The sequence below is a fragment of the Brevibacillus laterosporus DSM 25 genome (genome assembly GCF_002706795.1).
GTDB classification, from domain to species: domain Bacteria; phylum Bacillota; class Bacilli; order Brevibacillales; family Brevibacillaceae; genus Brevibacillus_B; species Brevibacillus_B laterosporus.
Genome location: NZ_CP017705.1, coordinates 1,169,910 through 1,196,333, shown reverse-complemented (window position 1 = coordinate 1,196,333; position 26,424 = coordinate 1,169,910). Strand labels below are relative to the sequence as shown.

Below are 26,424 nucleotides of genomic sequence, written 5' to 3'. Positions count from 1 at the left end.
CCTCTCCTCTTAGTTTTTAAGCCAATTCTTCTTTAACTAGGATACGTACATTGAACTTCCCTTGCTCGTCTTTCAAGAAGCTACTGATCTTGTTGAAACGAGCCAACAGCTCATCTCCACTGAATGTTCCATTGTAGTTGATCTTGATGCCCTCTGATGATTGCTCAGGGGCAATGCTCTCAAACACCGAGATGTTTACGGAGAATTCACCACCCTCATCTTCCAAGAACCCAACGATTTTCTTGAACTTAGCTTCGAGGTCAGTTACATTAAACTCCCCTGCATAGCTTATTCCTAATCCCTCGTTGTTTAGTGTTACCACGTTACTTTTGTTCTGACGTTGGACGCTATTGGCACCTATTGACTGTTGTTTACTTTTTGCATTACCTGGAACAGCCGTTTTCAGACCATGTTCTTTAACTACCTTGTAGTACTGATGGGTTTTCATTCCCCAGGTGCGCTCAATCGTAGCGTTGTTGAACTTGTCTCTCCACCCTTGCAGTACTTGAGCACGTTTTTCTTGTGGCTCAATCTTCATAAATTCCTCATATGGCATGATGTTCTCGTACATATTAGACACCTCAACTTTTCCTGGTTTCACGAATTTCCTATCTTGAAGGGGAATCGTTTTGACTTAGCCTTATGAGAGATTAGGAATTACTTCCAATCGGTTTATTTTCGTTAACGTCATCCTCAACAATTTTACTGATCGGTTCCCCGACTGACACTGATTTCGACCCTTCCAAGGAGTTTATACGAAATAGTATACACTTGCCCAAAAGAAAAAGGAAGTGGAGTACCCACTTCCTCTCGGAATAATCTATACAATCTGGCTTTGGAGTCTCGCGCGAATCTCTCCTAAGCTCTCGTCACGAAGCAACTTACCGTCAAGGAACACTACTTCGAGCTGATCGAGGTGCGCGATCTCGTTATAATCCTCACGGAACATTCCGTCAACATACTTGAAACCACCGTTACCGTCAGACATTACAGCGACCAAACCTCTTTGGGATTTCTTAATGCCACTGTCTGTCTTAGGGTCTTTGTAGATTAGCTGTTCCTGACCGTTAATAACTACTTGAGTGGCTTTCATAGCATACATGAATGTGTCACGGGTGTTGTATTGGTAGGTGAAAGAACCGATTCCAAACACTACGTTTGTAGAAGCAAACCCCTTTGCCATTAGAAGCTTACTGATTTCCTCAGCGCGGTCGAGAGTAATGGAGTCTCCGTAGATAGCTCCAATATGAGGGTCGAGCTGTTTGTACCCCCTAGGTGTTAACGAGCCATTGAAGGTATCCCATAGTACTTCGATCAATCCCTTGCGAACGATCTCATCCTCCGCATCAGGGTCACCACATAGGATAAGAACAGGGTCTCCTGAGTCAGGGCGAATAACCACTCTACCGTCACGACCCATGATCTCTTTTTTAAGGGAAGGGATAACCTCTCCCACAACATGCCAGAAGTCCCACGTATCACAAACGATAGACGCGAATCCTTCGGGATATACCTCTGTAATCAATCGTTTAATTACAGTCTTTTCATCCTGCCCATTGGCACACATTACAGCGTGTTCGGTAGCAGGAATAGAGGTTCCCACTAATTCCTTCTCGATGTCTGCGTTATAGTACTTCTCAAGATAGCCGATAGCGGGGCAGGTGTCCGTACCACTAAAGGATAGAAGATGACCTGCACCGCTTGAAGCCGCCGCTGAACGACCTGCCATACCACGCATAGAGAAATCATGACCTTGGAATTGTACAGCGTTCAGGTCGCCCCCTGTCAATTTTGCATACTTAGTCAGAATCTCAAGGTATTGGAAGGCAATCGTAGCACTCGTTGACGGCATCCAAACTTCGCAGGACATAACTGTTTCGATGAAGTTTGTAAGCCAGTAGAACTCTGGTAAAGTGTTCTCTACTGTAACTACTGGAACTCGTATCTCAGCGCGACTACCTTCTTTCAAGGCTTTGATCTTCAGCGGCAGGTATCCTAGGTCATGGAGAGCGGCTATACGTGAACAGTCAGGATTTGTGTGACCTAATGTATGACGAATAAAGCGAACATACTCAGCGATCACAGCTTCCTTCGGGCGGGCGAAGAAGTTGTCATTGAAGTAGTTAATCAAGAAGTCCTTAATGAATCCCTGTACCCCGAACACCACAACTTTATTGATACCTGGATTGCGGCTACCACGAGGAGTCCATGTGGAGAACACATACTCTGTTCCTTCAGGGTACTGCTCGGGGTGAGACAGTTTATAGAAGTCACACATGAGTTCAGGCGGGAAGTTATTGGTCGTAGACATATTAGGTAAGCCCCTTTTCGATTTGGGATACTGCTTCAAGCAGTGCGTAATAAGACGAGTGCAAACCTGCTCTGTCGTCAAGCAGGATGTTGTAGTATACCTTGCGACCACCAAACGGGGTGAAGTCCATGTTCTCATTGATCTTGTCGTAAGGAATAAGATTCTCGTGAAGGTACTCACGGATGTCATCGTACTGACCTTCATGACAGCAGGTAAACACGATGAAGTGGGCACCTGCACGTTTGCACCGTTGAAGGAGCGAGATCACGTCATTGTACTTATCCCCTCGCTTATGGAAGTCGAATACGGTGTCATCGAAGTCGTAGGCTATAATTATCTTGCCATGCTCACGCCATTCCTTCAGAAGACGCTGAACTACGTTGTACTGGTCTAGGAAGAAGTCAGCCACTAGATCATCTCCGTTACTTGGATACTGCTCTCCCAAACCTCAGGGATTTCGATTAGCAGTGTGTTGGTGGTGTACACCTTGTCGATCAGATCGGATGTGAACACACTGCCCTTGAAAATGGAGTCCTCAGCGTGGGTAACTAGGAGGTATACCTTATCCGCGCCGACATCACGGAGAGCGTTAGAACTACGGATGAAGGTGTTACCGTAGGAGCAAAGGTCATCAACAATAATAGCCTTGAATCCTTTACCTTCGACAGAGCCAACCAATTGGAGTTTGTCAATCTGCCCTGTCTTGAAGTCACGCTCTTTAAACCCTACCAGTTGCTTAAACTTGGTGAAGTGCTTGCCATACCGCTTCTGAGCACCCTGATCGGGGAAGAATAGGTAATCCTTTTCAATGTCGAAGTTCAGGTCTGCCATGACTTCGTGTAGCAACCTGGTTGTAGGGTAGAGTGCTACACTACGATCAAGGAGAGCCATAGTCACGTCCGAGTGCGGCTCGATCACCGTGACATACTCAAAATTCATGCCGTTAATCATATTGGCTACATACTTTAAGGTAAACACAGAGTTCCCTTCTACCCTATCCATCCTGCTGTAAGGCATGTACGCGATAGTTAGGTTGGTTGTGAAATAATAGCTATCCAAGAATGATTTAACGAACAGGAGCTTCAGAAGATCGCTATCGTTCTCATACTTGAGAGTTACTTCAACTTCTACCTCTCTTGATTTGAATTTAAGAAGTTCGATAATTTGTTCCCCGTCAACCAAAGTCTCCCCGTTAGGGAAGACTTTGAAGTTGAGGGGGGTACCGTTCAATTTAATCATAAAATGGCTCCCCCTTTATTTGCTTACTTACCAAGACCTTTAGAAGTACCATACTGTAGCTTGTCATCAAACGCCTTCAACTGCTCAGCGATTTCATCATGAACCAAACCCCACCCAAAGGAGAATACTTCCTCCGTGGTTTCGCCCTTCGCAGGTACCATACGAACACCCGCTGTCGGCTTGTAGTTTTGATAATTAGGTAGAGATTTAGTGAATGTTGCTTCAACGTACACTTCGGTTACTTTAGGCATGGGTGAATCCTCCTCGGATAGTAGATGATGTATTTACAGAGCGATAACTTCTGCTTATGAGTGATGTAACCAACTAGTTGGTGGTGGTTACAGATACTTTGTACGAGTCTGTCAAACCCGTCCATTTGTCCTGAAAGCTCTTTGGAAGCTCGGTAGAGTATGCGTATCCTCCTAATCAATTCATCTTCCTGTACAGCCATTAGTTCATCCATTGGGTCATCAGGTTGATCGAAATAAGCATCCATCATGGCTTGCTCGTAGTAGTAATCAGCGATCTCACCCATCAGAACTTATCCCTAACACATTTGTCGAGGAAGGTTTCGCTCATAACGTTGTAGAACGGTGTACCGTTTCCTTTGATAACCTCAACGAAGTAGGTGAAGCTGTTATTCACCCCACACAACTGAGGTGATATGCTGACAACCTTCATGGTACGGCTAGACATAGGGTGATCGAACTGGTCTCCTACATGGTACTTAGGACGAGGTACCTTAGCTAGATCATTTAGATCGACCAGTTGATGCAACTCACTTAACGGATGCATCGAAGGTCGATCATGGTCGCTAATTTTTAGCACAACGTAGTCCTGACCTTCAATCTTCATAAACGATACAATCTCGTACTGGACAAACGTAGTAGAGCTACGGTAAACGTCTTCAGCTTGGTACTCAGTACCTTTGTAATAAACACTCATGGTTGTTTTAGCCATGGTTAGTTTCATCTCCTTGCTCAATAGGTAGTGGATATGTGCAGTCTTGACAAAGCGCTGTGAACTCGCCAGTTGTATTACAATGACACCGTTCGCAGAATGTGACTGGTAGTAGGTTCCCAAAGTGGTGTAATTCTCCGTGAGTGTCCCAAATATTAGGATAGGGCTTGGTCTGTATCTCGATAACCTCACCCGTCAGCTTGTTAAGGCAGGGACGGTTAATTGAGAACCAGGAGTAGTAGTCCTTGGTTGAAAGGACACTATGGGAATCGAATCGGTACAGGATGTCGGTGCCCTTGAAGCGTAACAACAAGGGCATTAGCTCATCCTCGGTGATCTCCATAACCTCTCCCCACCTTCCTGCAAATCTTAGGGAGTGGGCGGGGAGGACAAACACAAGGTCACCGACATTAATCATCCTTTGACCGCCGATACAATCAGACGAGGAGCATCATACTTCTCAATCCAAGCATGAGCCTTCAGTGCTTCAAGGTCGATTTCACCACGCTCGATATACTCAGAAAGCACCCCTTCATTGACAACCTTACGAACCTCTATAATGGATTCCACCACTTTGTATGGGAGGTTGGCTTCAAGAAACTCTTTGACCTTCTCCATATCGAAGTTGGATTTATCAGGCGTAGAGTAGGAAGCTCGGAATCCACCCCAGTCAGCCTTACGCTTTCCTAGCTCTTGCAGACCCTTTAGGATTAGACCCTTGTTTACCTTGAGCCACTTCTCGTCCTGCTTCTTGCGCTCGTTACGGAAATGATACTCTTGTAGGGTTTCTTCACCTACCGAAGATTGCTGAGCGAATACATCCTTTTCTGCTTCAACCTCAGAGGAGGTTTCTTTACCTAAAACATGATTTGCTAGTGAGTTCATTTGCTCTCATCTCCCTTCACTTTCTCTATACGAAGTCGGATAAGAGCAGTTAAGACCTGCATAAAAAAAGCCGCTCTTTAAAATCGTGAGCGGCTTTTTGGGCGGGCTATGTTGATGACCTTCTCCCAAAGATATTCTTACCAAACTTCTTGCTATTGACTAATGACACAAATGTGGGTAATTTATCGTATTACTGTCAAAAATTTTGATCAAAAGTTCAATAATGTTTAACTGTTATCTTAAATGTTAAGACTGTTATCAAAATGATTAATGGGAGTTGATATTTTTGATCGGCACTCTAACAAAGAATTTTCAGGGTAGATATGCCTTACCTAACGGACAATACTTTACAACAGGTGATGAAATTGAGGTTAAGCTAGATATAACTTGGATAAAAACAAGCGTACATCATGACTTAAAAGATTATTACCTAGTTGATTATCCAAATGTTCCAATGAAAGGATTATTGGCAAGGAAGCCATAATTCGTGTTCTGATCATTAGGTACCTTTTTTAGGTCGAGTAGAAATCTCCTTTTCTCCATCGGGAAGTCCCCCAATCACTTCGTTATCTTTTAGATATTCAAGGTCATAAATAAAGTCATGCCCACAGGTTGTGTATTTGAAGTTAGGCATTTCAGTAGAGTAGGGGATGTAGTCGTAGTAAGATATTTCATCACACTTCCTGCACCACATCCATCTTCTTTTATGCCCCTCAGGAATAGGGGGGACATCAGGAAGTTTTACTTTACCAATAGGTTTAGACATTTCACTACCTCCATAGTTGTATTTCTCTGTTTGTAGCCCTTTTTACAGATGGTTTATTAACGGGGGTATCCTTTCCATCGAAGAGGTACCACCACCCACATTCACTTACTTCAGCTATCCTGCCGTAGCCGTGACGTTGACAAAAGCCCCACTCACCAACTCGCGGTTTACGATATTCGTTTAAGTCAATAACCTTCATCAGCATAACCTTCTTTCATAATGAAACCGCCCTATAAAGGACGGTTATTCAGCCAGTTATTGAAGTGCTTCACGTCTTTTATGTCAACACAGTCGTCTATGATTGTGATTTTATCAGGATGAACTTCATTATATTGAAGGTATACCGCGTAAGACTCCATGTATATTACAGCGGCTTGATCTGATTGTCTAAGGAAGTTTTCTGTATTTGTGACTTTGTTCAAAATTCTAACCCCCAATTACAATTGTATCTGAAGCTCTAATCCAACGGGCGACATAACCAACCACGGAATATCTCATGGTACCCAAAATGGACTCAGCTTCCCCTTTAACGAGTAAGCCTTGACCAATCTTATTTCGGTACCGTGCTCCTTTACTGGTCGCACCCGTTATGAGCACGGTTTTCATGTAATCATCCTTTCATCAATACCTGCAAGTGACGCTATGATCTGCTTCGCCACGCCAAGATCGAGGTTGTTGATTCCCTCATCAAGCATGGTTTGAGCCATGGCTTCTTTGCGCTGTAATGTCTCCTGAACATGCTCGTCAATCGTTCCCTCACACACAAGATAGTAGACCGTCACGGCGTTCTGCTGACCAATACGGTGGGCGCGGGAGAAGGCTTGCTCTACATAAGCAGGTGACCATTCACAGTCAAGGAAGATAACGTGAGTAGCCTTGGTAAGAGTTAGCCCCTCACGACAAGCAGGTGTACACCCGATGAAAATTTTGCAGTCATTGTCATTCTGGAATCGGTATACTTCCTTCTGCCGATCAGATGTCATGGTCTCATCGAGTAGCTTCCTTTTCTGCTCCTCAGGCATGTCGTACCATTCCTGTCTGTACTTTTTCTTCAGGATACGTACAGCGGAGTTCTCTGTTTTACCGTTGGCATCCACGTCACCATGTATAACCGCAGGTTGGTATTTAGAATACCGTTTTTCAATAAGTTCAACCATTGTGCGAAAACGGGAGAATATGATAACTTTTTCCTCGCCACTATCAACCAATTCCTCGATCATCTCATCAAGGGCAAGAAGCTTAGAGCTTGTGTTCTTACCTGGGGAAACCCCGATTAACTCAATAGAGTCTGTTACTTGCTGAAGTCGTAGTAGCTTGGTTAGTGCTGATGGAATCCTATCTAATGACGTATCCTTCAATTCCTCCGTGATCTCTTCCTTGACAGCCTGATACAACTTGGACTGAGTAGGGGTCATGCTAAGGTTGATCTTCTTAAATGCTACCTCAGGAAGCTCCTTGAGCTTGTCCTTCTTACGTCTTCGGAGCATGTTGATCTGAATAAGGTTCTTCAGCTCCATAATATTCTGATAACCCACAATTTCCTTACCATTGAAGCCACCCATGATAGCGTAGCGGGCTTGGAACTGCCACCAGTTGTAATCCGTTCGTTTACCGAATCTAAGGTAGTTGAAGGACTCAATAGGGCTGTTGGGGAGTGGTGTGGCGGTCAGAACATAGCGACTGCGAAAGTTAATTCTATGAATCAGGGAACCAATCTTACTATTAGGGTTCTTAATCTTGTGAGCTTCGTCCATGACGCAGAATTGAAGTTCCCTATAGTTGTCTAATAGCTCAAGATTATGGATATCACATCTAAAAGTCTCGTAGGACATAATGATGACATCCCAATCTTCATCATTGGTTAGTTGGTTGTACAGCTTGGCACGTTGATTAACCGTTCCCGCCATGACAACTGACTTGAGATTAGTGTGCATGTGTATCTCGTCACGCCAGTTAAATAGCAGACTAGCCTTCGCTAGGACAATTCCGCGCTTTAAATGACCAAGCTTCTTCTTAGCTTCGATGGCATTAGCTACCTGCCAAGACTTCCCGAGTCCCGCATCATCGGCTAAGATCAGGAAATCCTTGCTAACCATGAGGTTGAACCCTTTGACTTGAAATTCACCCCAAGGGCGTGTCTTGAACCCCCTATGGTCAATAATCTCTCCATGCTCGTTATAAGTGACTCCGTACCCAGGAACAGTAGGCTCAGAAGGGATGTCGTCTTCACTTATACCGCCGTTGCTTCTTTTTTCCTCGTCAGTCCAGTTGATTAGGAAGCCACCCATCTTACTTTCAAAATCCTCACGAAATGCGAGAGGGATAGCCCAAACCTTTTGAGCAGGACTGTAGATAGCCCCTTTAACTTGACTCATTGCATCAACTAGGGTTTTGACGGAGCGAAAAGAAGCCTTAATCCACCATTTACCATCATTGCCTTTAATCTTTTCAGCTCTTATCATGTCAACACCTCCTAGTTGCTCTATACGAATTAAGTATGGGTATGTTAAATTCTCTTTTTAAAAAAGAAAACCTCAAGTCCCTAGAGACTTGAGGTAATGTTTAACGTCAACACCCTGCTTTTTAGCACGGTAGTAGACTTTGTTGTATATGGACTGAGGAAGGGGAGGGAAGGAGCCATCATCTGCCCTTAGCTTCCTCAGATCTTTTTCGATGTCAATTGTACGGGATTTGTATTGAACCTTAAAACCCATGCCCTCAACTACCTCCTTAGGTGAGCCTAGTTCAAGGAGGTAGTTATATACCGTCCTGTATACTTGCCTGACCTCAGACAAGTCAACGATCTCTCCATAGTGGTATCTTAAAAACATCCTGATCTTCTCATATGATCTTAAAGTTTTTGAATCATCCAGTACCTCCACACCTTGTTCGGCAAGTGAGGGGGCAAGGTGCCCAAGATTGGACTTCAAATATAGGTAGAGGGGGTAGTTTCGGGGCTTGAGCGCACTAAAAATAACAATCCCATTTCGTTTATATTTGGAAATAATGTCTAATGAATGCATTAGCAACTATACCTGATGCATTGCCAAAATATCATCTTCAGTAAGGTCAAGGTCAAGCTCAGAAAAACCTCTACATACCTTCTGGAAAGCAGTAAGTGTTTTTGTATTGTACATAATCTCCGTAGGGTCGAATCCAAGCATAGCTAAAGAGTCTACCAACTCAGATTGGTCAACCTCCATCCCTTGCAGTGCTTCAATCATTGTTCCAATAACTGCAAGATAGAGTACTGCTCTGTTTAAATTCTCCATATGTTCTGCTCCTTCCGTTTTCTCCGCTCCTCATACCATCCTATAAGGTATATTACTAGGATAACCAGGGTGAGGTGGAAAATAACGCGAAGCACCTGTATAAATGAATAATTTGTGATTGTAGACATCCCATATATAAGGAAGCATAACATGCTTACAGGAAATAACTTGGAATAAAACTCTTTCACAACCAACCTCATTTATGTATGTTTTATTTTCTTTCTGCCTTAACTTCTTCTATTATTTCAGTAACCATCTTATCATCTATAAGCGTGCTTGCTTTCTCAAGTGCCACTAAGACCCCTTGAGGGTTATCAAAATAAACCTTAAAAAGTATTGGAGCTACATCACTTAATAAAATTCTCTCGGCTTCAACCATACTTATTAAGGCAACAACTATCTCGTGCCCCTCAACTTCCTCTCTCATAAACCTGTCCCTAAGGTGGGTAGCTATCGCTTCGATTTGTGCATTTGAATACGTCATCTTGATAACCTCCGAGATAAATGATCTTGTTATGCTCTCCCCTTGAGTGTAGTCTAATCCCGCGTTGTCTGAGGAGTCACCAACAATAATAAGACAAGTGAGGGAAATTAGCAATAGCACCTCGAACACTTCACTTTCTAATATTTCCCTCAAAAGTCTAAACTACTCATGAACAATGTTCTTACACTTTCGACACTTAATTCGGACAGAGCCATTAACATAATCATTCGTCGCTTCGTAGAGCAGGTGGTTACAGTAAGGACACCTATGCTGTTTCCAAACAACCCTTGATAATTTTTTCGACCTCATTAGTCGCTTGAGTGCATTTAATATCTGCACCCACGATCACCTCCTTCCGTAGAGTCTCTTTAGCTTCTAGTATAAATTGATCTACTTCAAGTAACAACTCTGTATGTGATAACATGTTAGAGGGTTTTCTGTTTCGTAAACAATTCATAAAGGATGTTCTCCTCCTCGTTCGCATAAAGAAAAGACCTCTCGTGTAATGGAGTAGGTCTCCTGTAGTAAACTACTATTTTTCTGAGTACTTATTTGCGAGAAGTTCAGACAACTGTTCTGCCCTTACCTTCGATAAATCTACATTCTCCCATTCCTTAGAGAGTGATGAGATCATCCTAGTCATTCGGAGAACACCGTACCTACCCATCATGTTCTGCAACATTTGACGAGTCTCAGACGAGACTTCAGTACCCGTGACCTCTTGGAAATAGTCAACGATTTCTACTTCCTCTTGAGAGGGTATATGACCAAAACCGAACTTTAGCCACCCGCGTAACATCCCGATGACATACGGGAAGTTTCTCTTTTCTACATTTTTCTTAGAAACTACATGAAAGGCTTCGAGAATCCACTCATAAGCAGGAAGACCTCTGTTCTGAATCAATCTGTAGTACTCGCTAACTCCCTCTCTTACTTCTGAAGTGATAAAGTTGTACTGCATCAAGTCTTTGAAGATATTGCACAGAACATCTAAAGTCTCTTTATCTCCATTAGGTTTTCCGTACTTTTCTTCATAGTACTCTCTCAATGAAGTGGCAACATTTTCAATCATCTTAAATCTCCTCTCGTAGTATCAGGGCGAGGGTGTGGACTACCACTGATGCACTAGGGCACCCCTTTCTACCACCGTCCGTAGACAGTGGCAGGGTAGTGGTGTCCTAGTTAATTTCATGGAAAGCGTATTGGAACTCAGACTGATCTTCCATGGGAAGCTCAATGTATCGGTAACGCTGTTCACTGGTGTTCAGTTCAAAAGTCCCGTCAGCGTCTATGAATATATCCCCGTACTCAACTCCAAAATGCTCCATGATTGCATCCACTACGCCTACTTTATTCATACGAATCCTCCTTGTGTTAGTTAATACTTAGATGAAATTAGTCCTTTAAGACCAGTGTCCCAATACCACCTTTGGTGTTTGTCACACCTTCATATTCAACAGACATCACTCTGTTCCTTTATGAACCGTTCTAAGTCTAGTGCTTGGAGGGCACGGTTATACATGTCCAAGCCCACCTCGCTGATGAAATAATCTCGGTTGTAATCCTCAAACCACCTAACATCATTCTCATCAACGTACCCGAACTCAATCGCCTTGTAGCAGACATAGGTAGGGGTCATGTCCGTGCCGCACTCTTTAGGGACCATGAACTCCTCATCCTCGTGCTCACCCTTATTGAACCTTATGACAGCCATACCTAAGTCTTGAGCGAGATCGTGGTTAATCGTCCGTTTGTATCCGTAACGGTATATATAGTTCAGCATAATCTCATCGCAAACTAACTCACCCAATTCACTTAACTCATCCTCTACCCAGGCTACTCGGAGTTCATCAATCTCGTCCTCAGCAACCTGTTCCGATTCATGCTCGGACTCCAAATCTTTCAGGTCACCGTTATCGGGGTCATACTTGAATATTACATAATGGTTTCGGAATGACCAATTAGCTTCCTCGTCACTATGCTCCTTGAGGTAAGCAATAGCCTCCTCAGCATCTTCCACATCCGTGCAGGTGGAGCCTTCAACTGCTTCGCTACCATCCCATCCGAAGGTAATAGAAGGGTATCTTGGGTCGTAAACTACAAATAGCGATTCGATCTTGTAAACAAGAGCAGATTTTTCTTCAAGGTGCTCACGGTATGCTTCTTCTGATCTCCATTCGCTACCATTAGGGGCGGTGTGGGTACCCGTCACAATCTCGTAATCGGTCATCCATTCATACTCACTGATGTCGGAGGACTTCATAGTGATACTGCTGACAGGAATCCACGCCTGAATATTATTGTACTGCACCTGCTTAATCTCAGTCACAATGTAGCTCAGGCTCTCACGAAGTGGTTTTTCATCCTCAGGAATGAAACGGATGAGAGCATTATAAGCATTGTCGATCTTGGAGTAAGACATTAGGTTACCTCTTTTCTGTGCTCGGCGGCACTAATAGTGAGGGGTAAGCCCTCCATGACACCCACCACCCGAAGGTGATGGGTGGGAGCAGGGTTTAACGGAAACCTTCACCAAGTTCTACACCATATACATCGTTGACCCACTCACGAATAGTATCGCCGTATCCAATAAACCCGTTCCACGTAAGCAGTAGGTTGAATATTTCATCCTTGGGCATCTTCATAATCTTTTTGTCCATAGAGGTGTCGTCACTCTCAAGATCGAGGTTCTGGCGTATAGCTTCCATAACCTCATCAGGGTACTCCACAGGCTTACCCACAGGCTTATCCACAGATTTATCCCTCATCTTTGCGTCAAGGGCAGGAAGGAGGATGTCGGTTACTATACTCTCAATGACCACAGCATCACCACTCATGATGTCATGCTCCTGAAGTTTATAGGCACAATTGGTAGGTTGTGTAGTCTCCATAGATACCCAATAGTTAGGAGCCGAGATAATGTATACCTCACGGGCAGGGTTATAAGCTATGGATACCTGATACCTGCCCCCCGACCAACCTGAGTCAACCTCTACAGCTACGGAGATGATCTCCTGTACATTCTTAATTTCCTTTAGTTCCAAGTCAGTTTTCTGCATGATAAATCCTCCTTGATTTGAGTGCTCGTGGCACTTGTTAGAATTGGGTGGAGTGGGGAAGCGGCTTCCCATGGGAGGGGTGTCCCTTCTAAGGGATACCATAGACCACTCCATTGAACAACCCACCTTCAGGTGAGCTATTCTAGTAGGGGTCTATTCCCAAATCTTTATGGTATCGTGAGGACGTTCAATAAGAAAGTACTGAACGCCCATGTTTCTCAAGTACTTGAGAAAGTCATTTTCATCGAATATTTCCTGAGCTTGTTTATGACAATTATCAGGGTCAACATAATCGTCCCCATCAGATTCACTCAATGAACTTTCCTTAGCTTTTTCGATTGCTTGTGATCGAAAGTCCGCAAGGTGCTTTTCCACGATGTCAGGAGTTATATCGGCATTGATGTAAGCGATATTACCATCATCGTCATTCCAAAGGTCATACCAATGACTCCCTGTTGGCTGTAGCAAAGGCTCCCAATGAACTTCCCTAACCCATGCGCTAAACTCGGCATAGAATAGATTTTGCGAATCGAGCGAGAACACCACCTCGGTGAAATTCTTGCTTTGTAGGTCGGCTAGAATTTCATAAGGTTTGTCGTTCATACCTTGGTGCAGTCCCAACTGGTAGCTATGCTCGTTGTACTTCCTGAACCCTGCGGCGATCAGCTCATCTTTGGAGAGGAGGGCGGACTGCACTGCCTTATTGGGATTGTTGATGCATTGATTCAGGTAGTCGTCCTTGTAGTTTTTATCCTTGAAGCACGAGGTGCATACTTTTCCGTTCTCTATCTGATAGTAAATGTCAGGGGATGATGAGTTGAACTCAATTACCTCCTCACACTCAGAACACTTTTCGTACTGATCTGAGAACCCATACTCACCGTATATGTCCTCGAACCATAGCCCATCAAACCCTGCCGTACTCAAGGCTACCTCAAGCTCTTTAGGAACCGAAAAACCTCCATACGCTAGGCTACCGTAAGTGAGCAACTGATCTAGTTGAACCAACCCTGCTTCACGGTACATTGGCATAACCTGTGGGGTGAGGGAGCTGACCAAGTGAAACAGTAATCTATTAATAGCTGACCAACCTTCCACAATAGCGAAATCCTCACCATTACGTAGGCAAGGGATAATTCCGTCATAAAGGTTGTTCTCAGTCATCCATTCACGGATAGTGTTTTTCGTAGGTATAATCAAGCTAATCTCTCCTTTACCTTCTCTATACGTGGTATAGGGATGGTTGTTTAGTAGCACTCGATAGGTGCTCAAGAAAAAGACCCATCCAATGGTATCGGATGGGTCTCTCTATCAGCATCTATTCTGTTAAGGGTTACCTATGTAGCTACCTAGGGATATTTTTCCGTCTTTCATCCGAACACCCATTCTCCGAAGATACCTAATTGGAGTATCACGTCAGAATCACCTGCGTCAAGCTGACCTGCGTCTAGCTTCCCATCGTAAACGAAATTCACCGTGTTACGCTCTGCTCGGTTGGCAACAAATAGCTCAAGACCTTTCTTTAGTCCTTCAAGAGTGAGAGTACCATTGTATTCGCCGCCCTCGTTGTCCTCGAAGTAGATAGTTCCACCATCTAGTAAGGCATGGAAAGCCCACTCTGAGGTGCACCAGTCATGGGCATGTGCTTCCTTCTTGTCAGGGATGGTCGGGTGGTTGACCTCAACTTTACCTACCCAGTATGTACTACCACCTTCCCAAGCACCAATCAGGATGCACTCTAAGTCGTTCAATGTGTAGCTGATCGGCACTGGTACAGTACCCTCAGCCTTGTTATACCTCTCTTCTAACTCTTTACGGTTGATCGTCATGGTTACTCACCTTTACCTTTCTGTATTTTGTAGGTCTTAGCTTCCTTAACAGCATCAGGGTCGAGGATGATCTCCTTTTCAGGGAACCATCTTACCTCACCGTTCCTTAACCTACGGTGATGACCCTTCCGAGTCCATCTGTGGGTGTGACGTTCATAATCTCTCTTTTCCCGTTCCTCAGTAGGGGATGGGGGAGGGGTGACTACTCTGTAGGTGGTCTGCCTAATGTATACCGTGCGGTTCTTACTTTTCTTACCTTTAACCTTGCCTTTTTTGATCTTGGGTACCTTGCTCTCTTGCTTCTTAACCTTAACAGTGTTGTCAGTCATACGTTGCATGACTGCCTTGAATAGGTTGCTGAAGTAACGAGCTATATCGGTTAGCTTATCACGATCACCAGGGTTGCGAGGGGTGGTTAGGAGAGTGATCTCCGTACCTGAGGTCTTCCACTCAAGGATAAGGTCTTCTACAGGCTTATTCATCTTAAAGTGACCGTTACCTGATTGGTCATCCTCAAGGTGAAAGATTATCTCCATATCATCCTTACCACCGTAATCTAGGTTCAAGATACCCCTCAGTAGGGGGTACCTGAAGTTGCTAAGGACTCCAAATAGTGCGAATACACTGCTAGTAGCGTAGTTCATCATGTCGTACTTCTTACATAATGCGTCAGCAAACTGACCTTCAATCACGACTTTATCATAGGCTGCCTTGTCCATTTAGGTCAATCCTCCCTACACCGCTTCATTGTGCCACCGTAGACCACGCTTCTTGTAAAGTGGAACCCAGTGGCTTTCGTAGAAGTTGTACCCTGCACCATTGATGCCGAAGAAGATACCTAAATCATCGTCATCGTACACCCAAAAGCCACACTCTCGCATGGCTTCGAGACCGCCATGATTTCGTACCCAGTCAGTATCGAGAGAGTCACCGAACGTCCACATAGTTCCCCACATAGGGAAGTCGCGGGCTTCATGGAACTCGTTACGCCCACATGACATGCAGATTAAGGTGTCGTCATCTTCATCATCGGAGCTTTCTGTGGTGTATTCAGTACAACCGCAATAGTCACATGTAAGATCAGTAGCAAGTACCTCAATGTGGCTGTCATCCAGACCGTAAGGGAAAGTGCGGAGGATGAATGATTGCGGGATAGAGTTGAAGTCCCTTACCCAGTGTTTAGTTGCTTCCAATACATTTTCAAATTTTGACATCTAAAGTCACCTCATGCTATTTAGTGGTGGCGTTGCTCTAGGCAATCAGGCACCCTATCCTATACCCCACGGCAGGGTGGGGTATGGTAACGGTGTCCGACTATTCGGTGTATTCTTTTGCCCACTGGCTGATCTTATTCTGAGTGAACCTATCCACCCTGTTGTAGTAGTCATCCCGTGCTTGGGTGCCGAACTTCTTCTCGAACTCTACCGCCCAATCGTGAATCTCACTCAGGAGGCGGCGGGAGTCGTAACCGTCAGGCATCTTGTCTTGGTTTAGGGCTATCCAAGCACCGACCTGAATGGATATGTCCATGATTACCTCGTCCAGTCTTCGGTAGGACAAATCCTTATAGCTACCATACGGCTTCTCTTTGTTGGAAGCCCTTAGGTCAAGGCTGTATAGATTGTGTTTAATCCTATCCTCCTGAACCCTCGGTGTACCATTCGGAGTGAATCCAATCATTTGCTGACCGTTCTCACCGTGATACTGGATGTCAACAATCACATCCTTGCGGTCACGCATAATCATGCCGCATACCGTAATGTGGTCACCTGCGGGTAGCTTCATGACTAGGGTGTGACCGTCCTCAACCTCACCGAAGTCAAGAACAGTGTGGTTATACCAGTTGAAAATAGGGGTACCACTCGATTCAAGCTGATTCAGCATGGAAGGGGAGTATACCGAGGTGGGGAGGGGCTTGGCTTCAATCATAGGTACAAGCACCGAGTACTCACTATGTAACACTTGGATTAAACCTTCGTCCTTCTTAACTAAAACCTCCTGACGGTTATAGTCAGATACCTCATACACCTGACCTTTCTTGTAATGACCTATCGTTTTTGTGGTGATAATCTTCTCACCGCGTTTAGCGTTGCGGCTCTCTACGTGGTACGGAACACCTTCATGGGTGTAGAAGTCCTTGGTCAGGATGATTGCAGGTTCATAATTAGCCAGTTTCTTAGTGTTCATGAGAACAGCTCCTCATCGTGGTAGTAGTACTCGTGCTCTTGGCACTCATAGGTACTCCATTGGAACACCTCACCTTTGGGGGGGGGGTGCCCTAGCAGTGTCTATGCGGCTTCAGCTTCCCGCTTATCCTTCAGGTACTCCTCGGTGTAGTACTCATCAGGTACCTCACCGTTAGCCTGAACAAAGTCACTGTTGGTGTCATGAGTAAGGAACCAAGGGACGAACTCAAGGAAGTTCTTGCCGCTCCCTGCGACATCCTTGAACTCTATCGCATCCCCAGGGTAGTATACGATGGTAGGGTTCATGTCGCTGACCGATTGATAGTAACGGTCAGTAACATTGCCCTCATCGTCAAGCTCAGCTTCCCCGTGAAGTATGGCTTGCTCAAGCTCAAGGGTGAAGCTGTTCAGGCAGGTTACAGCATCCCAGTTTAGGTCGTTTCCGTTCAATCCGTATTTATAGCTCATGTTTTGCACACCTCGTTTTTAAATTTTTTGATGGTTTCACCGCTTTCCAACTGGATGAATACTTCCTTCTTCCAGTTGTACTTAGTACCGTCAGGGGAGGGGGCGACCCTACCGTACATCCCTGCATGGTCTCCAATCTCAATACGTACCCTCTCATCCTTGTTGAATCTCACTCTCATTCCTAAACTTCTCATTTTTCTATCTCCTCTTAGCTCAGCTCATCTAGGCTCGTCTTATTGCAGTGCATCAAACATATGGTGGTACTCTTTGGGGATGTTCTCGGCTATCCCGTTCTCTACAGGGTTGCTACCGTAGAATCCCCAATAGCTATCCTTATCAGTGAGAAATCGGTTCAGCTCATCCTCACTCAAGTCATCTCGCTCGGCACCGATCAGCTCAAGGTACTTACCCAGTTTTTCGGTGTCTATCTTTGCGAAGGTGAACCCGTACACATCACCTGTTAGGTACTGGTCGTATACCTTAACCTCGTTCCTTAGCATCTCCTTAGCCTTGCCACCTTTGAACAGTTCCTCCTCGGTGTAACCTGTCTCGTTTCGGAACGCCTCTTTTGTGGCATATATCCAACCAATCTGACCACTATCCCAAAGGCAAGAGAACCCAGTTGTGTTCATCGTTATTCCGCTGTGGTCGTACAAGAACAGGGGGAGGATGACTATATGAGGGTCGATAATCTCCATCAACTCGTAGTCCTTCAGCTCGTCCAAGTCTCTGTCACTTTCGTCATAATCAACAGCAAGCGACATCAGGAAGTCACGTGGTGAATCATGGGTATGTTTATCACCCAAGGAGTAGCGGCTGTGCCAACAGACCATCTTGCCAAGATTGTCCCAGTTGCGGGGGCTATCAGGTATTGTGTCCTGTTCAATCACCAACAGAGCCGTATCAGTCATAGCTTTCTTTTTCATAAACATTCACCTCATCGTATAAGTAGCACTCATAGGTGCTCCATCGGATACCCCAACCATGGTGGAGGTACCCTAGTAGCATCTATTACACCAATGTCATTTGCTCGGGCTTATCCGACTTCGATAGGTCGATAGGTGCTTGGGCAGGTGTCTTAGGTACAGGCTTATATACGTTCAGGTTCATTTTGATGGTCTTAAACAGCGGCAGGTTACTACCTGTCTTGGCGATAAGAATGTTCTTGCCGCTACCCGACTCACCAAGGTCAGAGGTCAGGTCAACCGCAATAGTCAGCTTAGAACCTGCTACCTTGGCAGTACCACCTGCAAAGCCGATCTCAGCCTTGGCTCCTTTGAAGTCAATCGCAGGTTCTTCTGCACTCTTAGGCAGAGCCTTGTATACATTCAGGTTGATCTTCACACCGCCCGCACCGATTGGCATATTGGAACCTGTTTTTGCGATAAGGATGTTCTTGCCGCTACCAGATACGCCCAGGTCTTGCGATAGGTCTACCTCGATGATTGCCTTGTTGTTAGCTACCGATTTTACGATTACGTTTTCCATGTGTACATTCTCCTTTTTGCCCTCAGTGGGGCTAGTTATTTTGGTGCCTTTAGGCACTCCTTTAGGTACCCCACGGGTGGGTGAGGTACCTTAGTAGTGTCTAATCCATCAATCTTCTCAGCTCAACTTGTAGTGAGTTCAATCGTCTTCCTTGCTCTCTAAGTTCCCTCAGCTCTAACTCAACTGCATCTATCTCATCTATGCTAACCTTGCCGTTCATCAATCTATCGGAAAGGTTAGCGATCTTGAAACGATTGCTCTCTATCGCTTTCTCAAGCAACCCTTGGGTACTTGATAAGATGGAGGTGGATCTATCAAGAGTCATTACACCCATTTCAGTTCCTCTCCCTCCTGTACCGCCTTGACTAGGTAGCGTTCGTCATTCTGAATCCAGTGACTCCGATCGTTTTCATCAGGGGTTTCCACATCGACTACATCATCAAACCAATCTTTAAATTTCACACCAATCACCTCGGTGAATTAGTAGTGCTCGTAGGCACTCCATGGGGATACCTAACCAGAAGGTTAGATACCCTAGCAGTGTCTAAGATGAGTCACTTGGGCGATAGTTGACCATAGATATATAGATTCCTGAATGCTAGTCTTCGGGATAGCCTACTAATTGCCACGATCTGCTGAGTCCTTGTGAGCATATTAGGCACCCTTCCTTTCCTGTTCAGCTATAAGTTGTCTGAGATATTCGATGAGTCCGCCGACTTTGCCAAAGTAAGCCACTATCAATTTAGTCACGCTGATTCCTCCTTGAATTTGACACATCTATGCCAACCAGAAACCCAGGATATAAGCACACTCCGTTTAGGTACTAGCAGTACTCATGGGTATGCTTTTTCCTGCACCACCGTACCCCAAATCGGGGTGGGGCGGGGGGTAGGGCTAGGCATGGTCAGGCACTCAACTCAGCTATACGATACAGATATATAAGAGTTAAGAGCTTGAACATACCTAGCCGTGGGTATGGGTAGCCTTCTTGGGCACTCAGGTATACCAATAGGGTAGAGAGTGGGCACCTCAAGCTATCTCCACCACAGCTAGATGGGTAAAGTATGGTTGACCGTATCATGTGACTACTCACACTGCACTCGGGATTAAAGGGCATGTCTATATAAGCCTGAGCGGTATCCCGTGGGGATGGCTAGGCACACTCATACCAAAAGTGGGGCGGGCGGGGGCAGAGTATCCTGTTGGATGCTTACACTCCTATATAAGAGACACCCATCATATAAGAGCATGACACTAGAGAAGGAAGCTATAAGAGAGACTGCCGAGGTATCGGTCACCATCATGGATAGACTTCACCCGTGACTCGTACTTGCCTATGCAGTCTCATACCCGCTACATATTAGCCTTCTAGGTACACTCCTAGACGTACCCTTGTGGGTACAGAAGTACTAGGCTTCGCTTTCTCTGCTCAAGCTCTCGGTTGGTGCGTGGTGTGTGAAGTGGTAATAACTTAGACCCAAATTGCGGCTGTTGAACTGACTTCTTTATATAGGAATAGCGGCTCATTGGATTATTGGCTAATTCCACAACATCACATAATACGGATTATGTGCAATAGGCTCCTAGGTCTGCCACTCATGGGCTAGTCAGGACTACCCAAGCATAGGCATGGGTAGGTCTTGATATTAGTTAGTGCCTTGCATCGCTTTGAACTGCTTGAATGCTTGGAACTCAGCCCAAAGTTTAGCATCTTCCTCGCTCATGGTAGGTACACTGGTAGCAGGTGTAGCAAGTTCTTGTACTGGTGAAACATACTCGTCAATAGGGATATAGGCGTTCAGGTTCAAGACTACATTCTGAAAGCCTTCCTTTTTCAAGCGAATACCGCCTAAAGTAGATGCTACGCGGGCAGACTTCTCGCTTTGTGTGAGAACTTCCTTATCAATCACGTTCAAATCAACCTCAATAATGAGCTTGTTTTTGTCGTTCACGCTTATTTTCATGTTCTCAGGTGCCTTCTTTGATTGCGCTCGTTTAGCCGCTTCCTTCTCGAATTTAGGCATAGTGATAGCTTTGTTTATCATGGATAATCAGTCTCCTTTGGTGTGGTTTGACTACCTTTGGTAGTCCTGATTAGCCCATGAATGAACAGACCTCTAGCATAGCAAGGCATCTGTAACCACCGAACCAGTCGGCTCTCGCACCTTGTACTATGCACGTCATAACGCAGACGTATTGCGTGATATCCTCGCCATGTTGGGCATGAACTGTAAAGCGTAGGCTGTTGCCATAGTTCAATCCGTCATGTCACACACATAAGTGTGGCAAGAGAAGTTGCGTATCCCATGCACATGTAGTGCATGTTTCGGGTATCGAGTTGTCAAAGGACGTGAGACACATTTCGTGCCTTGCCACATGTCTTGCATTCGAGTTGTTACTCGTTCGAGTCGTTCGTGGCGACCGATTCGACACCCATATCTAAGAACGCAATAGAGTCGGATTGCAATACCTCTTGAACAGGTTTTTTTATAAAAAATAAAATCAAACAGAAGTCAAAATCGTACTCCCCCCAGTGTCTTGGTTTTTTCAATGATTCCGAATCGGCGCACGGAGTGTCATGATACATATGGGAAATTTTTAGTGAACCTTGATGCGCGATAGGTCTTTTCTAAAGGGGGTGTCTCGTGAGGTCTCGGATGGTGCGAAAGGGGAAAGGAAATTGTCTTGGAGAAATGTTTTGGGGCGAGGGTGGCGGGGTCTTTGGCAAGGGGGATTGGTAAGGTGTTGGGAGAGGGGAAGGGCAAATTGAAAGAGAGTCGTTCCTCTTATATAAGGAAAGCGACTCTCTTGGGGGAGCAGGGAATTTTTTGTGGAACCTTGGTGCGGTACGGTTCCGTGATTGTTACGATGTTACCTTACTTTATATGTATTATACGTTTTTCCGCTACGCGGATTACTGTTATGTTCGGCAGGGCGCACTTCCCTAGCATAGGTACGAGCGTGATCAGACCGTTGCTATCTGTTTTGAGGTTCACCTTTGTCAAATACCTTGCTTACTACTCCTAGTGCGAACCCTAAGGCGGCGGCTACAAGCCAACCCTGCTTACCGTTTTCTTCATCTATTAGATACTCCAAAGCTCCTAAGTAAGCAAGAGCCACACCGATCAGAATGCAAGATATGAAGCTAGTTGCAGGATACGAGTGGGTGAATGCCGCTATTAAAATGAATATAATGATTCCAATTGCGATTGTCATGTTACACCTACTTACTCGAATATTTAGATAGCTCGCCATTATCCTTTAGGTGGTTGTACAGGCGATGTAATATGGTCACGGCTTCAGCCCTGGTGACCTGATCGGCGGCTTCAAATTCTCCATTATATGTTGTCATGATACCGTGCTGTTGAAGGGATGCCACTTTCGGGGCAACAACTTCCGTGTAATCGTCAAAGATTTTCATAGTACCATTGTCTAAGTAGTCAATTACGAAAGGGAATACAGTGTTGGTCATATCGACTCCATACATGTATCTGTTGTCATCGTAGTTATCGGAGACTACGATCTTGAAGTCTTGCATCTTGGAGACTCTCTTATACGCTTCGTCTAAAGAAATTGGACTGTAAACTTCAGGCAGAAGGTTCACGACCCCCATTCTTGTAAGTTCTTTATCAGGATCGAACACCTTACCTTCCTTTGTATAGTAAGAGAAGTTCCCAGTATCCATCATTGGTGCCATGTCGTAGATCGCAGTGTACGCCCAGTAATTCTTCGGGACATCAATGAATTTGTCCACAACTAGCTCCTGTGATCTGTACTTGTCAAATAGCTTGTGAGTCATCGAGATAAACTCGGCTTTGGTGACTTTCTCATCAGGCTTGAATGTCCCGTCCGAGTATCCCGTGACTACTCCTTTCTCGGTCATGAAGCTGATGGAACTGATCGCCCACGAGTGTTGGGTCTCACTCACATCTTTGAAATTGGAGGTCTGTGCGCTTGCGGCAGTGGAGCCGATAAGCAGTGATGAAGCTAGTGTTATCGCTAGTACAATCCTCTTCTTCATAGTTACTACCTGCCTTTCTTATGATGTTTCCCCATATTAGCATAGAACGATTTGATTCGTATATACGAGACAATACACGATAATCCACCTATAGGAACCTATAGCATCGTCCACTGCTAGGAGCGTACTACAGACTTCCATCGTCCCCCTTAAAACACAAATTCCCTTCTCATCAGAATCTAAGATATTTATTACATAATTTAACTACTATTTACAAATATATACATTTAAGGTAATATGTTAAGAAATATCACGTTTTATTAATTTTCTGGAAGGGGATTTGTATGGACGAAATTTTAACTTCCACAACATTGGGGGAACTGATAAAGAAGAAAAGAGAGGATTTAGGTATTAGTTTGTCTGAGGTTTCCAGAAAAACTGGCATTAGCAAGGGAGGGATTTCCAAGATTGAAAATGGTGAAACAAAAGGACCAGAGCTGGCTACTTTAAAGCCAATTGCCGATGTTTTAGAAATCCCTTATGAGGAAATAATTGAATATTGCATCAGGGCAGAATATCGTTATGATGTCTACGATGATCTCTTGGAAGAAGCCATAGAAATTGCTAACCCTTCTTTGATTGATAAAGTGGCAATCAAATTCCTAGAAAATATTAAGCATGAAACAGATTCAGCGCTGGAGCATTTGGAACGATTTGCAGATTCCAGCACAAACAACGATACAAAGGTAACGCTCTATAACACAATTGTGAAGTACTCTAGACAGCATGGGCTACCACATTACATAGCTAAAGGGTTATATCAAAAATACTTAATTGAGAGACAAAATTTAAAACGTTTGGAAGAATCCTTTAGAGATGGTGAAGAAATCACTCACTATGTTGATTTTTTATCTGATAATGAAAAGATAACATATTACTTTAAAATGGCTTTACATGCTCATAATACTAAAAAATATAATGAGTGTATCGAGTATTGTGAAGCAGGTCTTAGACTAGATGTTTCAAGCAACGAGTTGAAGGCTAGAGCTTATTTATCTATGATAAATTCCTATGGTTTCCTGAAAAATTACGATATGGCAGAGTACCATCTGGACTTTTTAGAAAAATACGGATTTGAGTTCGTTTCCGATTCATGTAAAATTACTAGAGCTATTATACAAGGGAAAAGGAAACATTTCAGTATAGCTATTCCAGCACTAAGAAAATGCTATGAAGTGGTACAAAGTGACTTGAAGATACATGTAATCAATGAATTATTAGATTTGTATCTTCAGGAGAGTGATTCTACTTCGATTGAAGAAATTTTTAACCTTGAGCCAGAATTTCTACCTCAAAATCCAACAACTCCTTATAAAAAAATAGCTATCGGTAAATACTTCCAGTATAAAGGGAATTATTTGACCAAAAATTGCATATTTAATGAAGGAGCAAGATCATATTTACTAAGCTTAAAGACATTTGGAGCTGTTTATGCAATTCAAGAACTTGCAGAATGCATGACCGAATTTTTAGCTTTGTTTACAGCAAATTCTAAATCAATGGATTTGGAATATGTTGTAAGACTAAAAGAGGTGTATACTGATATTGCAAACAAAAAGGAGGGGTTATAATTGAGAAAAGCATATGGAATGTTGATGTTGTCGTTAGCCTTAGTGATGACTCTAGGCATTACAGCAAATACTGAAACTGCAAGTGCTAAAGAATTAAATTCTCCGCAAAAAGCTCAATCTTATTTTGTTGATCCTGGTCATTAATTCAATTGTTTTATCCTCAAATAAAAAAGAGAGCGCTAAATAAATAGCGTTCTTTTTTTTTGTGAAAATTTTATTGCTCATCATAAATATAGTTAGAACGTTTCCTCGAAAAAAAAATAGGGGGATTCCCCTAAACGGATGGTAAAATAATCAATAACAGGAAAAAGGAGGGATTTAGTTAATTGGTATCAGTTAAACAACGGGGTGTCCCAACGGTCGCTAAACTAATTGGAACACCCCGCTTTGATCAACTAAAAACGTTGTTCAGAAAAATTATATCATCGAATTAAAGGAGGAAAAAGCATTATTTCACTGTCTGAAAATGATTTATTAAAGTCTTTTGAAGACCTCCAGCAAAAATTAGTAGAACTATATCGTACAGAAGGTTCATTTTTAAGTCCAACAGTGTTGCAAATAAGTCAACAACTAGACGAATATATTGTCGCAATTCAGAAGATGGCAAAAAATCTAAATGAATGTCGAGACTAGAATAGACTGTACGGAAGCCCTTGCGATATATGAATAGCCGTTTTTAGCTATTCGAAGTCCGACAGACCTTTAAATTAGGAGGAAATGCACGAATGAGAAAAAAACTAAAGATTGCAATTGTTACTACTTTATCATGTGTATCTCTTTTTTCTGCTGTAGCATATGCTGATTACGGCAAGAAATATCTGTTTACGGGAGGGTTACGGGCTTCAGATGTTAAGAAAATCAAGTATGTAATAGCTGGCGGAAGTTCTTCCTATCAAAGAAATGTAATGAAAGCTGGAGTTGAGGCTTGGAACGGAATTTCATCAAAGGTTAAGCTAACTGAGGGTAACTCTGGTGCAAAAGTGAGTGTGATACTCACAAATGCTGATAATGATGATTTATATGGGATTATGATGCCATTTAGCAATGGAGCTAGAGATTATGATCTAGATGAAATTTGGGACAACATAGATGTTATTGGATATGACAATACTCTATCGAGAATTGGGCTTAGCGAACAAAGGGGCGTATTTACTCACGAGATGGGACATGCATTGAGTTTAGCACATAATAACTCAGACTCAGATTTGATTATGCACCCATATGCATTAAGTACAGATATTCAGACAGATGATGAGAAAAATCTGAAGTTGAAGTGGGGGAAATAGTTAATGAGCATGAAAAAACTGGCAGGAACAATTGTTTGTTCGGTTGCATTGGTTGCTGGTGGCTTTTACTTTTTGACGCCATCTAAAATTATGAAGGTCGAGGCTAAAGTAGTAGGTTACAAAAATGTCGAAGCGTTAGAAAGGGGAGCAGATTATATTGTAGTAGGACATCTTGAAAGGGACTTCTCAGAATATGAGCCAACCTTTAAATATACTTCAGAGGGAAGAGTTGGAGAATTCTATACAAAAACTGATATCATCATTGATAAAACCCTCAAAGGAGACGCTGATACAAAGGTTATTCCTGTCCTTCAAGCCGCCGCCTATGTAGAAAGCTCTTTTAAATATCAAGCCGATTTAGAAACAATAGAGGGTTTTACACCTATGGAAAAAGGAAAAGAGTACCTTCTGTTCTTAAAAAAGGCTCATGACGGTGAAAACTATAGTTTGTTAGGTGTATACCAAGGCAAATTTGATATTGATGAGTCTGATAAGGTACAAGGGTTAGCATCAGAGAATAGCCACTATCAAAATTTGAGAGATGAAGTAGTGGAAAAATATAAAGATATTTTCGAAAAGTCAGTTCCATAAAGTTGAGA

The 26,424-nt window shown here is 43.7% G+C and carries 39 protein-coding genes; 6 read left to right on the top strand and 33 right to left on the bottom strand.

Features of this window, described 5'->3' with window-relative positions:
• Positions 1-16: 16 nt before the first annotated feature.
• The 8 genes from BrL25_RS05740 to BrL25_RS05700 form a co-directional block, all read right to left on the bottom strand.
• Complete coding sequence (locus tag BrL25_RS05740; protein ID WP_198405890.1) at positions 17-601, bottom strand: hypothetical protein; 585 nt, start codon at positions 599-601, stop codon at positions 17-19.
• Between the two features lie 219 nt (positions 602-820).
• The gene (locus tag BrL25_RS05735; RefSeq protein ID WP_018671562.1) at positions 821-2,311 is read right to left on the bottom strand and encodes a nicotinate phosphoribosyltransferase; all 1,491 of its coding nucleotides are present in this window, start codon (positions 2,309-2,311) and stop codon (positions 821-823) included.
• Position 2,312: 1 nt separating this feature from the next.
• Entirely contained in the window at positions 2,313-2,720 is a 408-nt protein-coding gene (locus BrL25_RS05730; RefSeq protein ID WP_018671563.1) for a hypothetical protein, read from the bottom strand.
• The gene (locus tag BrL25_RS05725; RefSeq protein ID WP_018671564.1) at positions 2,720-3,550 is read right to left on the bottom strand and encodes a hypothetical protein; all 831 of its coding nucleotides are present in this window, start codon (positions 3,548-3,550) and stop codon (positions 2,720-2,722) included. The genes BrL25_RS05730 and BrL25_RS05725 overlap by 1 nt, the downstream gene beginning before the upstream one ends.
• A 23-nt stretch (positions 3,551-3,573) precedes the next feature.
• Positions 3,574-3,801 (bottom strand): hypothetical protein, encoded by a 228-nt coding sequence (locus BrL25_RS05720; RefSeq protein WP_018671565.1) that lies wholly within the window; start codon positions 3,799-3,801, stop codon positions 3,574-3,576.
• Positions 3,789-4,085, bottom strand: coding sequence for a hypothetical protein (locus BrL25_RS05715; RefSeq protein WP_018671566.1), 297 nt, complete (start codon positions 4,083-4,085; stop codon positions 3,789-3,791). The genes BrL25_RS05720 and BrL25_RS05715 overlap by 13 nt, the downstream gene beginning before the upstream one ends.
• Positions 4,085-4,510, bottom strand: coding sequence for a hypothetical protein (locus tag BrL25_RS05710; RefSeq protein WP_018671567.1), 426 nt, complete (start codon positions 4,508-4,510; stop codon positions 4,085-4,087). Before BrL25_RS05710 ends, BrL25_RS05715 begins: the two co-directional genes overlap by 1 nt.
• 414 nt (positions 4,511-4,924) lie before the next feature.
• The gene (locus BrL25_RS05700; protein WP_018671569.1) at positions 4,925-5,395 is read right to left on the bottom strand and encodes a hypothetical protein; all 471 of its coding nucleotides are present in this window, start codon (positions 5,393-5,395) and stop codon (positions 4,925-4,927) included.
• Positions 5,396-5,681: 286 nt separating this feature from the next.
• On the opposite strand from BrL25_RS05700, the gene BrL25_RS05695 reads away from it, so the two are divergent.
• On the top strand, positions 5,682-5,879 hold the full coding sequence (locus BrL25_RS05695) for a DUF5348 domain-containing protein (protein ID WP_018671570.1): 198 nt from the start codon (positions 5,682-5,684) through the stop codon (positions 5,877-5,879).
• 15 nt (positions 5,880-5,894) lie between these two features.
• Here the strand turns inward: BrL25_RS05695 and BrL25_RS05690 are convergent, their stop codons facing one another.
• The 25 genes from BrL25_RS05690 to BrL25_RS05570 all read right to left on the bottom strand — a co-directional run bounded on the left by BrL25_RS05690 (position 5,895) and on the right by BrL25_RS05570 (position 22,968).
• Positions 5,895-6,161 (bottom strand): hypothetical protein, encoded by a 267-nt coding sequence (locus tag BrL25_RS05690; protein WP_018671571.1) that lies wholly within the window; start codon positions 6,159-6,161, stop codon positions 5,895-5,897.
• Between the two features lie 426 nt (positions 6,162-6,587).
• Positions 6,588-6,767, bottom strand: coding sequence for a hypothetical protein (locus tag BrL25_RS05675; protein WP_018671574.1), 180 nt, complete (start codon positions 6,765-6,767; stop codon positions 6,588-6,590).
• Positions 6,764-8,623, bottom strand: a complete 1,860-nt coding sequence (locus BrL25_RS05670) for a DEAD/DEAH box helicase (protein ID WP_018671575.1) — start codon at positions 8,621-8,623, stop codon at positions 6,764-6,766. The genes BrL25_RS05675 and BrL25_RS05670 overlap by 4 nt, the downstream gene beginning before the upstream one ends.
• 72 nt (positions 8,624-8,695) lie before the next feature.
• A complete protein-coding gene (locus BrL25_RS05665) occupies positions 8,696-9,184 on the bottom strand; it encodes a hypothetical protein (RefSeq protein WP_018671576.1) in 489 nt (162 codons plus the stop codon).
• 6 nt (positions 9,185-9,190) lie between these two features.
• A complete protein-coding gene (locus BrL25_RS05660) occupies positions 9,191-9,433 on the bottom strand; it encodes a hypothetical protein (RefSeq protein ID WP_018671577.1) in 243 nt (80 codons plus the stop codon).
• Positions 9,434-9,644: 211 nt separating this feature from the next.
• The gene (locus BrL25_RS05655; protein ID WP_018671578.1) at positions 9,645-9,917 is read right to left on the bottom strand and encodes a hypothetical protein; all 273 of its coding nucleotides are present in this window, start codon (positions 9,915-9,917) and stop codon (positions 9,645-9,647) included.
• A gap of 265 nt (positions 9,918-10,182) precedes the next feature.
• Positions 10,183-10,374 carry a hypothetical protein gene (locus BrL25_RS24695; RefSeq protein ID WP_018671579.1) on the bottom strand — a complete coding sequence of 64 codons (192 nt, stop codon included), beginning with the start codon at positions 10,372-10,374 and terminating at the stop codon, positions 10,183-10,185.
• Between the two features lie 75 nt (positions 10,375-10,449).
• Positions 10,450-10,989, bottom strand: coding sequence for a hypothetical protein (locus tag BrL25_RS05650; RefSeq protein WP_018671580.1), 540 nt, complete (start codon positions 10,987-10,989; stop codon positions 10,450-10,452).
• Positions 10,990-11,095: 106 nt separating this feature from the next.
• Positions 11,096-11,275, bottom strand: coding sequence for a hypothetical protein (locus tag BrL25_RS05645; protein WP_018671581.1), 180 nt, complete (start codon positions 11,273-11,275; stop codon positions 11,096-11,098).
• A 95-nt stretch (positions 11,276-11,370) separates the two neighbouring features.
• Positions 11,371-12,339 carry a hypothetical protein gene (locus tag BrL25_RS05640; protein WP_018671582.1) on the bottom strand — a complete coding sequence of 323 codons (969 nt, stop codon included), beginning with the start codon at positions 12,337-12,339 and terminating at the stop codon, positions 11,371-11,373.
• Positions 12,340-12,433: 94 nt separating this feature from the next.
• Positions 12,434-12,976, bottom strand: a complete 543-nt coding sequence (locus tag BrL25_RS05635) for a hypothetical protein (RefSeq protein ID WP_018671583.1) — start codon at positions 12,974-12,976, stop codon at positions 12,434-12,436.
• 153 nt (positions 12,977-13,129) lie between these two features.
• Positions 13,130-14,248 (bottom strand): hypothetical protein, encoded by a 1,119-nt coding sequence (locus tag BrL25_RS05630; protein WP_155803003.1) that lies wholly within the window; start codon positions 14,246-14,248, stop codon positions 13,130-13,132.
• Between the two features lie 98 nt (positions 14,249-14,346).
• A complete protein-coding gene (locus BrL25_RS05625) occupies positions 14,347-14,805 on the bottom strand; it encodes a hypothetical protein (protein WP_018671585.1) in 459 nt (152 codons plus the stop codon).
• Between the two features lie 2 nt (positions 14,806-14,807).
• Entirely contained in the window at positions 14,808-15,524 is a 717-nt protein-coding gene (locus BrL25_RS05620) for a hypothetical protein (protein WP_018671586.1), read from the bottom strand.
• 15 nt (positions 15,525-15,539) lie between these two features.
• Positions 15,540-16,019 carry a hypothetical protein gene (locus BrL25_RS05615; RefSeq protein WP_018671587.1) on the bottom strand — a complete coding sequence of 160 codons (480 nt, stop codon included), beginning with the start codon at positions 16,017-16,019 and terminating at the stop codon, positions 15,540-15,542.
• A 100-nt stretch (positions 16,020-16,119) separates the two neighbouring features.
• Positions 16,120-16,992: a hypothetical protein gene (locus BrL25_RS05610; RefSeq protein WP_018671588.1), complete on the bottom strand. Its 873-nt coding sequence runs from the start codon at positions 16,990-16,992 to the stop codon at positions 16,120-16,122.
• Between the two features lie 101 nt (positions 16,993-17,093).
• Positions 17,094-17,459, bottom strand: a complete 366-nt coding sequence (locus BrL25_RS05605; RefSeq protein WP_018671589.1) for a hypothetical protein — start codon at positions 17,457-17,459, stop codon at positions 17,094-17,096.
• Positions 17,456-17,653 carry a hypothetical protein gene (locus BrL25_RS05600; RefSeq protein ID WP_018671590.1) on the bottom strand — a complete coding sequence of 66 codons (198 nt, stop codon included), beginning with the start codon at positions 17,651-17,653 and terminating at the stop codon, positions 17,456-17,458. Before BrL25_RS05600 ends, BrL25_RS05605 begins: the two co-directional genes overlap by 4 nt.
• A 39-nt stretch (positions 17,654-17,692) precedes the next feature.
• Positions 17,693-18,385 carry a hypothetical protein gene (locus tag BrL25_RS05595; RefSeq protein ID WP_018671591.1) on the bottom strand — a complete coding sequence of 231 codons (693 nt, stop codon included), beginning with the start codon at positions 18,383-18,385 and terminating at the stop codon, positions 17,693-17,695.
• Between the two features lie 85 nt (positions 18,386-18,470).
• On the bottom strand, positions 18,471-19,004 hold the full coding sequence (locus BrL25_RS05590; RefSeq protein ID WP_155803006.1) for a hypothetical protein: 534 nt from the start codon (positions 19,002-19,004) through the stop codon (positions 18,471-18,473).
• 43 nt (positions 19,005-19,047) lie between these two features.
• Positions 19,048-19,281 carry a hypothetical protein gene (locus BrL25_RS05585; RefSeq protein WP_018671593.1) on the bottom strand — a complete coding sequence of 78 codons (234 nt, stop codon included), beginning with the start codon at positions 19,279-19,281 and terminating at the stop codon, positions 19,048-19,050.
• Positions 19,272-19,409: a hypothetical protein gene (locus BrL25_RS24690; protein WP_018671594.1), complete on the bottom strand. Its 138-nt coding sequence runs from the start codon at positions 19,407-19,409 to the stop codon at positions 19,272-19,274. The genes BrL25_RS05585 and BrL25_RS24690 overlap by 10 nt, the downstream gene beginning before the upstream one ends.
• Before the next feature lie 1,184 nt (positions 19,410-20,593).
• Positions 20,594-20,992, bottom strand: a complete 399-nt coding sequence (locus tag BrL25_RS05580) for a hypothetical protein (RefSeq protein WP_018671596.1) — start codon at positions 20,990-20,992, stop codon at positions 20,594-20,596.
• A gap of 931 nt (positions 20,993-21,923) precedes the next feature.
• On the bottom strand, positions 21,924-22,163 hold the full coding sequence (locus BrL25_RS05575) for a hypothetical protein (protein ID WP_018671598.1): 240 nt from the start codon (positions 22,161-22,163) through the stop codon (positions 21,924-21,926).
• A 7-nt stretch (positions 22,164-22,170) separates the two neighbouring features.
• Complete coding sequence (locus tag BrL25_RS05570) at positions 22,171-22,968, bottom strand: S-layer homology domain-containing protein (RefSeq protein ID WP_018671599.1); 798 nt, start codon at positions 22,966-22,968, stop codon at positions 22,171-22,173.
• 284 nt (positions 22,969-23,252) lie between these two features.
• On the opposite strand from BrL25_RS05570, the gene BrL25_RS05565 reads away from it, so the two are divergent.
• The 5 genes from BrL25_RS05565 to BrL25_RS05550 all read left to right on the top strand — a co-directional run bounded on the left by BrL25_RS05565 (position 23,253) and on the right by BrL25_RS05550 (position 26,416).
• Positions 23,253-24,539 (top strand): helix-turn-helix domain-containing protein, encoded by a 1,287-nt coding sequence (locus BrL25_RS05565; RefSeq protein ID WP_018671600.1) that lies wholly within the window; start codon positions 23,253-23,255, stop codon positions 24,537-24,539.
• The gene (locus BrL25_RS24685) at positions 24,540-24,683 is read left to right on the top strand and encodes a hypothetical protein (RefSeq protein ID WP_018671601.1); all 144 of its coding nucleotides are present in this window, start codon (positions 24,540-24,542) and stop codon (positions 24,681-24,683) included. It begins immediately after the preceding gene.
• A gap of 285 nt (positions 24,684-24,968) precedes the next feature.
• Positions 24,969-25,172 (top strand): aspartyl-phosphate phosphatase Spo0E family protein, encoded by a 204-nt coding sequence (locus BrL25_RS05560; RefSeq protein WP_328150451.1) that lies wholly within the window; start codon positions 24,969-24,971, stop codon positions 25,170-25,172.
• Between the two features lie 92 nt (positions 25,173-25,264).
• On the top strand, positions 25,265-25,825 hold the full coding sequence (locus BrL25_RS05555) for a zinc metalloprotease (protein ID WP_018671602.1): 561 nt from the start codon (positions 25,265-25,267) through the stop codon (positions 25,823-25,825).
• 3 nt (positions 25,826-25,828) lie between these two features.
• Positions 25,829-26,416, top strand: a complete 588-nt coding sequence (locus BrL25_RS05550) for a hypothetical protein (RefSeq protein WP_018671603.1) — start codon at positions 25,829-25,831, stop codon at positions 26,414-26,416.
• Positions 26,417-26,424 lie beyond the last annotated feature (8 nt).

Bases quoted from the DNA above. Each gene is read 5' to 3' on its own strand.
- BrL25_RS05735 (WP_018671562.1), bottom strand. From the start codon at position 2,311: ATGTCTACGACCAATAACTTCCCGCCTGAACTCATGTGTGACTTCTAT.
- BrL25_RS05725 (WP_018671564.1), bottom strand. From the start codon at position 3,550: ATGATTAAATTGAACGGTACCCCCCTCAACTTCAAAGTCTTCCCTAAC.
- BrL25_RS05720 (WP_018671565.1), bottom strand. From the start codon at position 3,801: ATGCCTAAAGTAACCGAAGTGTACGTTGAAGCAACATTCACTAAATCT.
- BrL25_RS05715 (WP_018671566.1), bottom strand. From the start codon at position 4,085: ATGGGTGAGATCGCTGATTACTACTACGAGCAAGCCATGATGGATGCT.
- BrL25_RS05710 (WP_018671567.1), bottom strand. From the start codon at position 4,510: ATGGCTAAAACAACCATGAGTGTTTATTACAAAGGTACTGAGTACCAA.
- BrL25_RS05700 (WP_018671569.1), bottom strand. From the start codon at position 5,395: ATGAACTCACTAGCAAATCATGTTTTAGGTAAAGAAACCTCCTCTGAG.
- BrL25_RS05690 (WP_018671571.1), bottom strand. From the start codon at position 6,161: ATGTCTAAACCTATTGGTAAAGTAAAACTTCCTGATGTCCCCCCTATT.
- BrL25_RS05675 (WP_018671574.1), bottom strand. From the start codon at position 6,767: ATGAAAACCGTGCTCATAACGGGTGCGACCAGTAAAGGAGCACGGTAC.
- BrL25_RS05670 (WP_018671575.1), bottom strand. From the start codon at position 8,623: ATGATAAGAGCTGAAAAGATTAAAGGCAATGATGGTAAATGGTGGATT.
- BrL25_RS05665 (WP_018671576.1), bottom strand. From the start codon at position 9,184: ATGCATTCATTAGACATTATTTCCAAATATAAACGAAATGGGATTGTT.
- BrL25_RS05660 (WP_018671577.1), bottom strand. From the start codon at position 9,433: ATGGAGAATTTAAACAGAGCAGTACTCTATCTTGCAGTTATTGGAACA.
- BrL25_RS05655 (WP_018671578.1), bottom strand. From the start codon at position 9,917: ATGACGTATTCAAATGCACAAATCGAAGCGATAGCTACCCACCTTAGG.
- BrL25_RS24695 (WP_018671579.1), bottom strand. From the start codon at position 10,374: ATGAATTGTTTACGAAACAGAAAACCCTCTAACATGTTATCACATACA.
- BrL25_RS05650 (WP_018671580.1), bottom strand. From the start codon at position 10,989: ATGATTGAAAATGTTGCCACTTCATTGAGAGAGTACTATGAAGAAAAG.
- BrL25_RS05645 (WP_018671581.1), bottom strand. From the start codon at position 11,275: ATGAATAAAGTAGGCGTAGTGGATGCAATCATGGAGCATTTTGGAGTT.
- BrL25_RS05640 (WP_018671582.1), bottom strand. From the start codon at position 12,339: ATGTCTTACTCCAAGATCGACAATGCTTATAATGCTCTCATCCGTTTC.
- BrL25_RS05635 (WP_018671583.1), bottom strand. From the start codon at position 12,976: ATGCAGAAAACTGACTTGGAACTAAAGGAAATTAAGAATGTACAGGAG.
- BrL25_RS05625 (WP_018671585.1), bottom strand. From the start codon at position 14,805: ATGACGATCAACCGTAAAGAGTTAGAAGAGAGGTATAACAAGGCTGAG.
- BrL25_RS05620 (WP_018671586.1), bottom strand. From the start codon at position 15,524: ATGGACAAGGCAGCCTATGATAAAGTCGTGATTGAAGGTCAGTTTGCT.
- BrL25_RS05615 (WP_018671587.1), bottom strand. From the start codon at position 16,019: ATGTCAAAATTTGAAAATGTATTGGAAGCAACTAAACACTGGGTAAGG.
- BrL25_RS05610 (WP_018671588.1), bottom strand. From the start codon at position 16,992: ATGAACACTAAGAAACTGGCTAATTATGAACCTGCAATCATCCTGACC.
- BrL25_RS05605 (WP_018671589.1), bottom strand. From the start codon at position 17,459: ATGAGCTATAAATACGGATTGAACGGAAACGACCTAAACTGGGATGCT.
- BrL25_RS05600 (WP_018671590.1), bottom strand. From the start codon at position 17,653: ATGAGAAGTTTAGGAATGAGAGTGAGATTCAACAAGGATGAGAGGGTA.
- BrL25_RS05595 (WP_018671591.1), bottom strand. From the start codon at position 18,385: ATGAAAAAGAAAGCTATGACTGATACGGCTCTGTTGGTGATTGAACAG.
- BrL25_RS05585 (WP_018671593.1), bottom strand. From the start codon at position 19,281: ATGGGTGTAATGACTCTTGATAGATCCACCTCCATCTTATCAAGTACC.
- BrL25_RS05580 (WP_018671596.1), bottom strand. From the start codon at position 20,992: ATGATAAACAAAGCTATCACTATGCCTAAATTCGAGAAGGAAGCGGCT.
- BrL25_RS05575 (WP_018671598.1), bottom strand. From the start codon at position 22,163: ATGACAATCGCAATTGGAATCATTATATTCATTTTAATAGCGGCATTC.
- BrL25_RS05570 (WP_018671599.1), bottom strand. From the start codon at position 22,968: ATGAAGAAGAGGATTGTACTAGCGATAACACTAGCTTCATCACTGCTT.
- BrL25_RS05565 (WP_018671600.1), top strand. From the start codon at position 23,253: ATGGACGAAATTTTAACTTCCACAACATTGGGGGAACTGATAAAGAAG.
- BrL25_RS05555 (WP_018671602.1), top strand. From the start codon at position 25,265: ATGAGAAAAAAACTAAAGATTGCAATTGTTACTACTTTATCATGTGTA.
- BrL25_RS05550 (WP_018671603.1), top strand. From the start codon at position 25,829: ATGAGCATGAAAAAACTGGCAGGAACAATTGTTTGTTCGGTTGCATTG.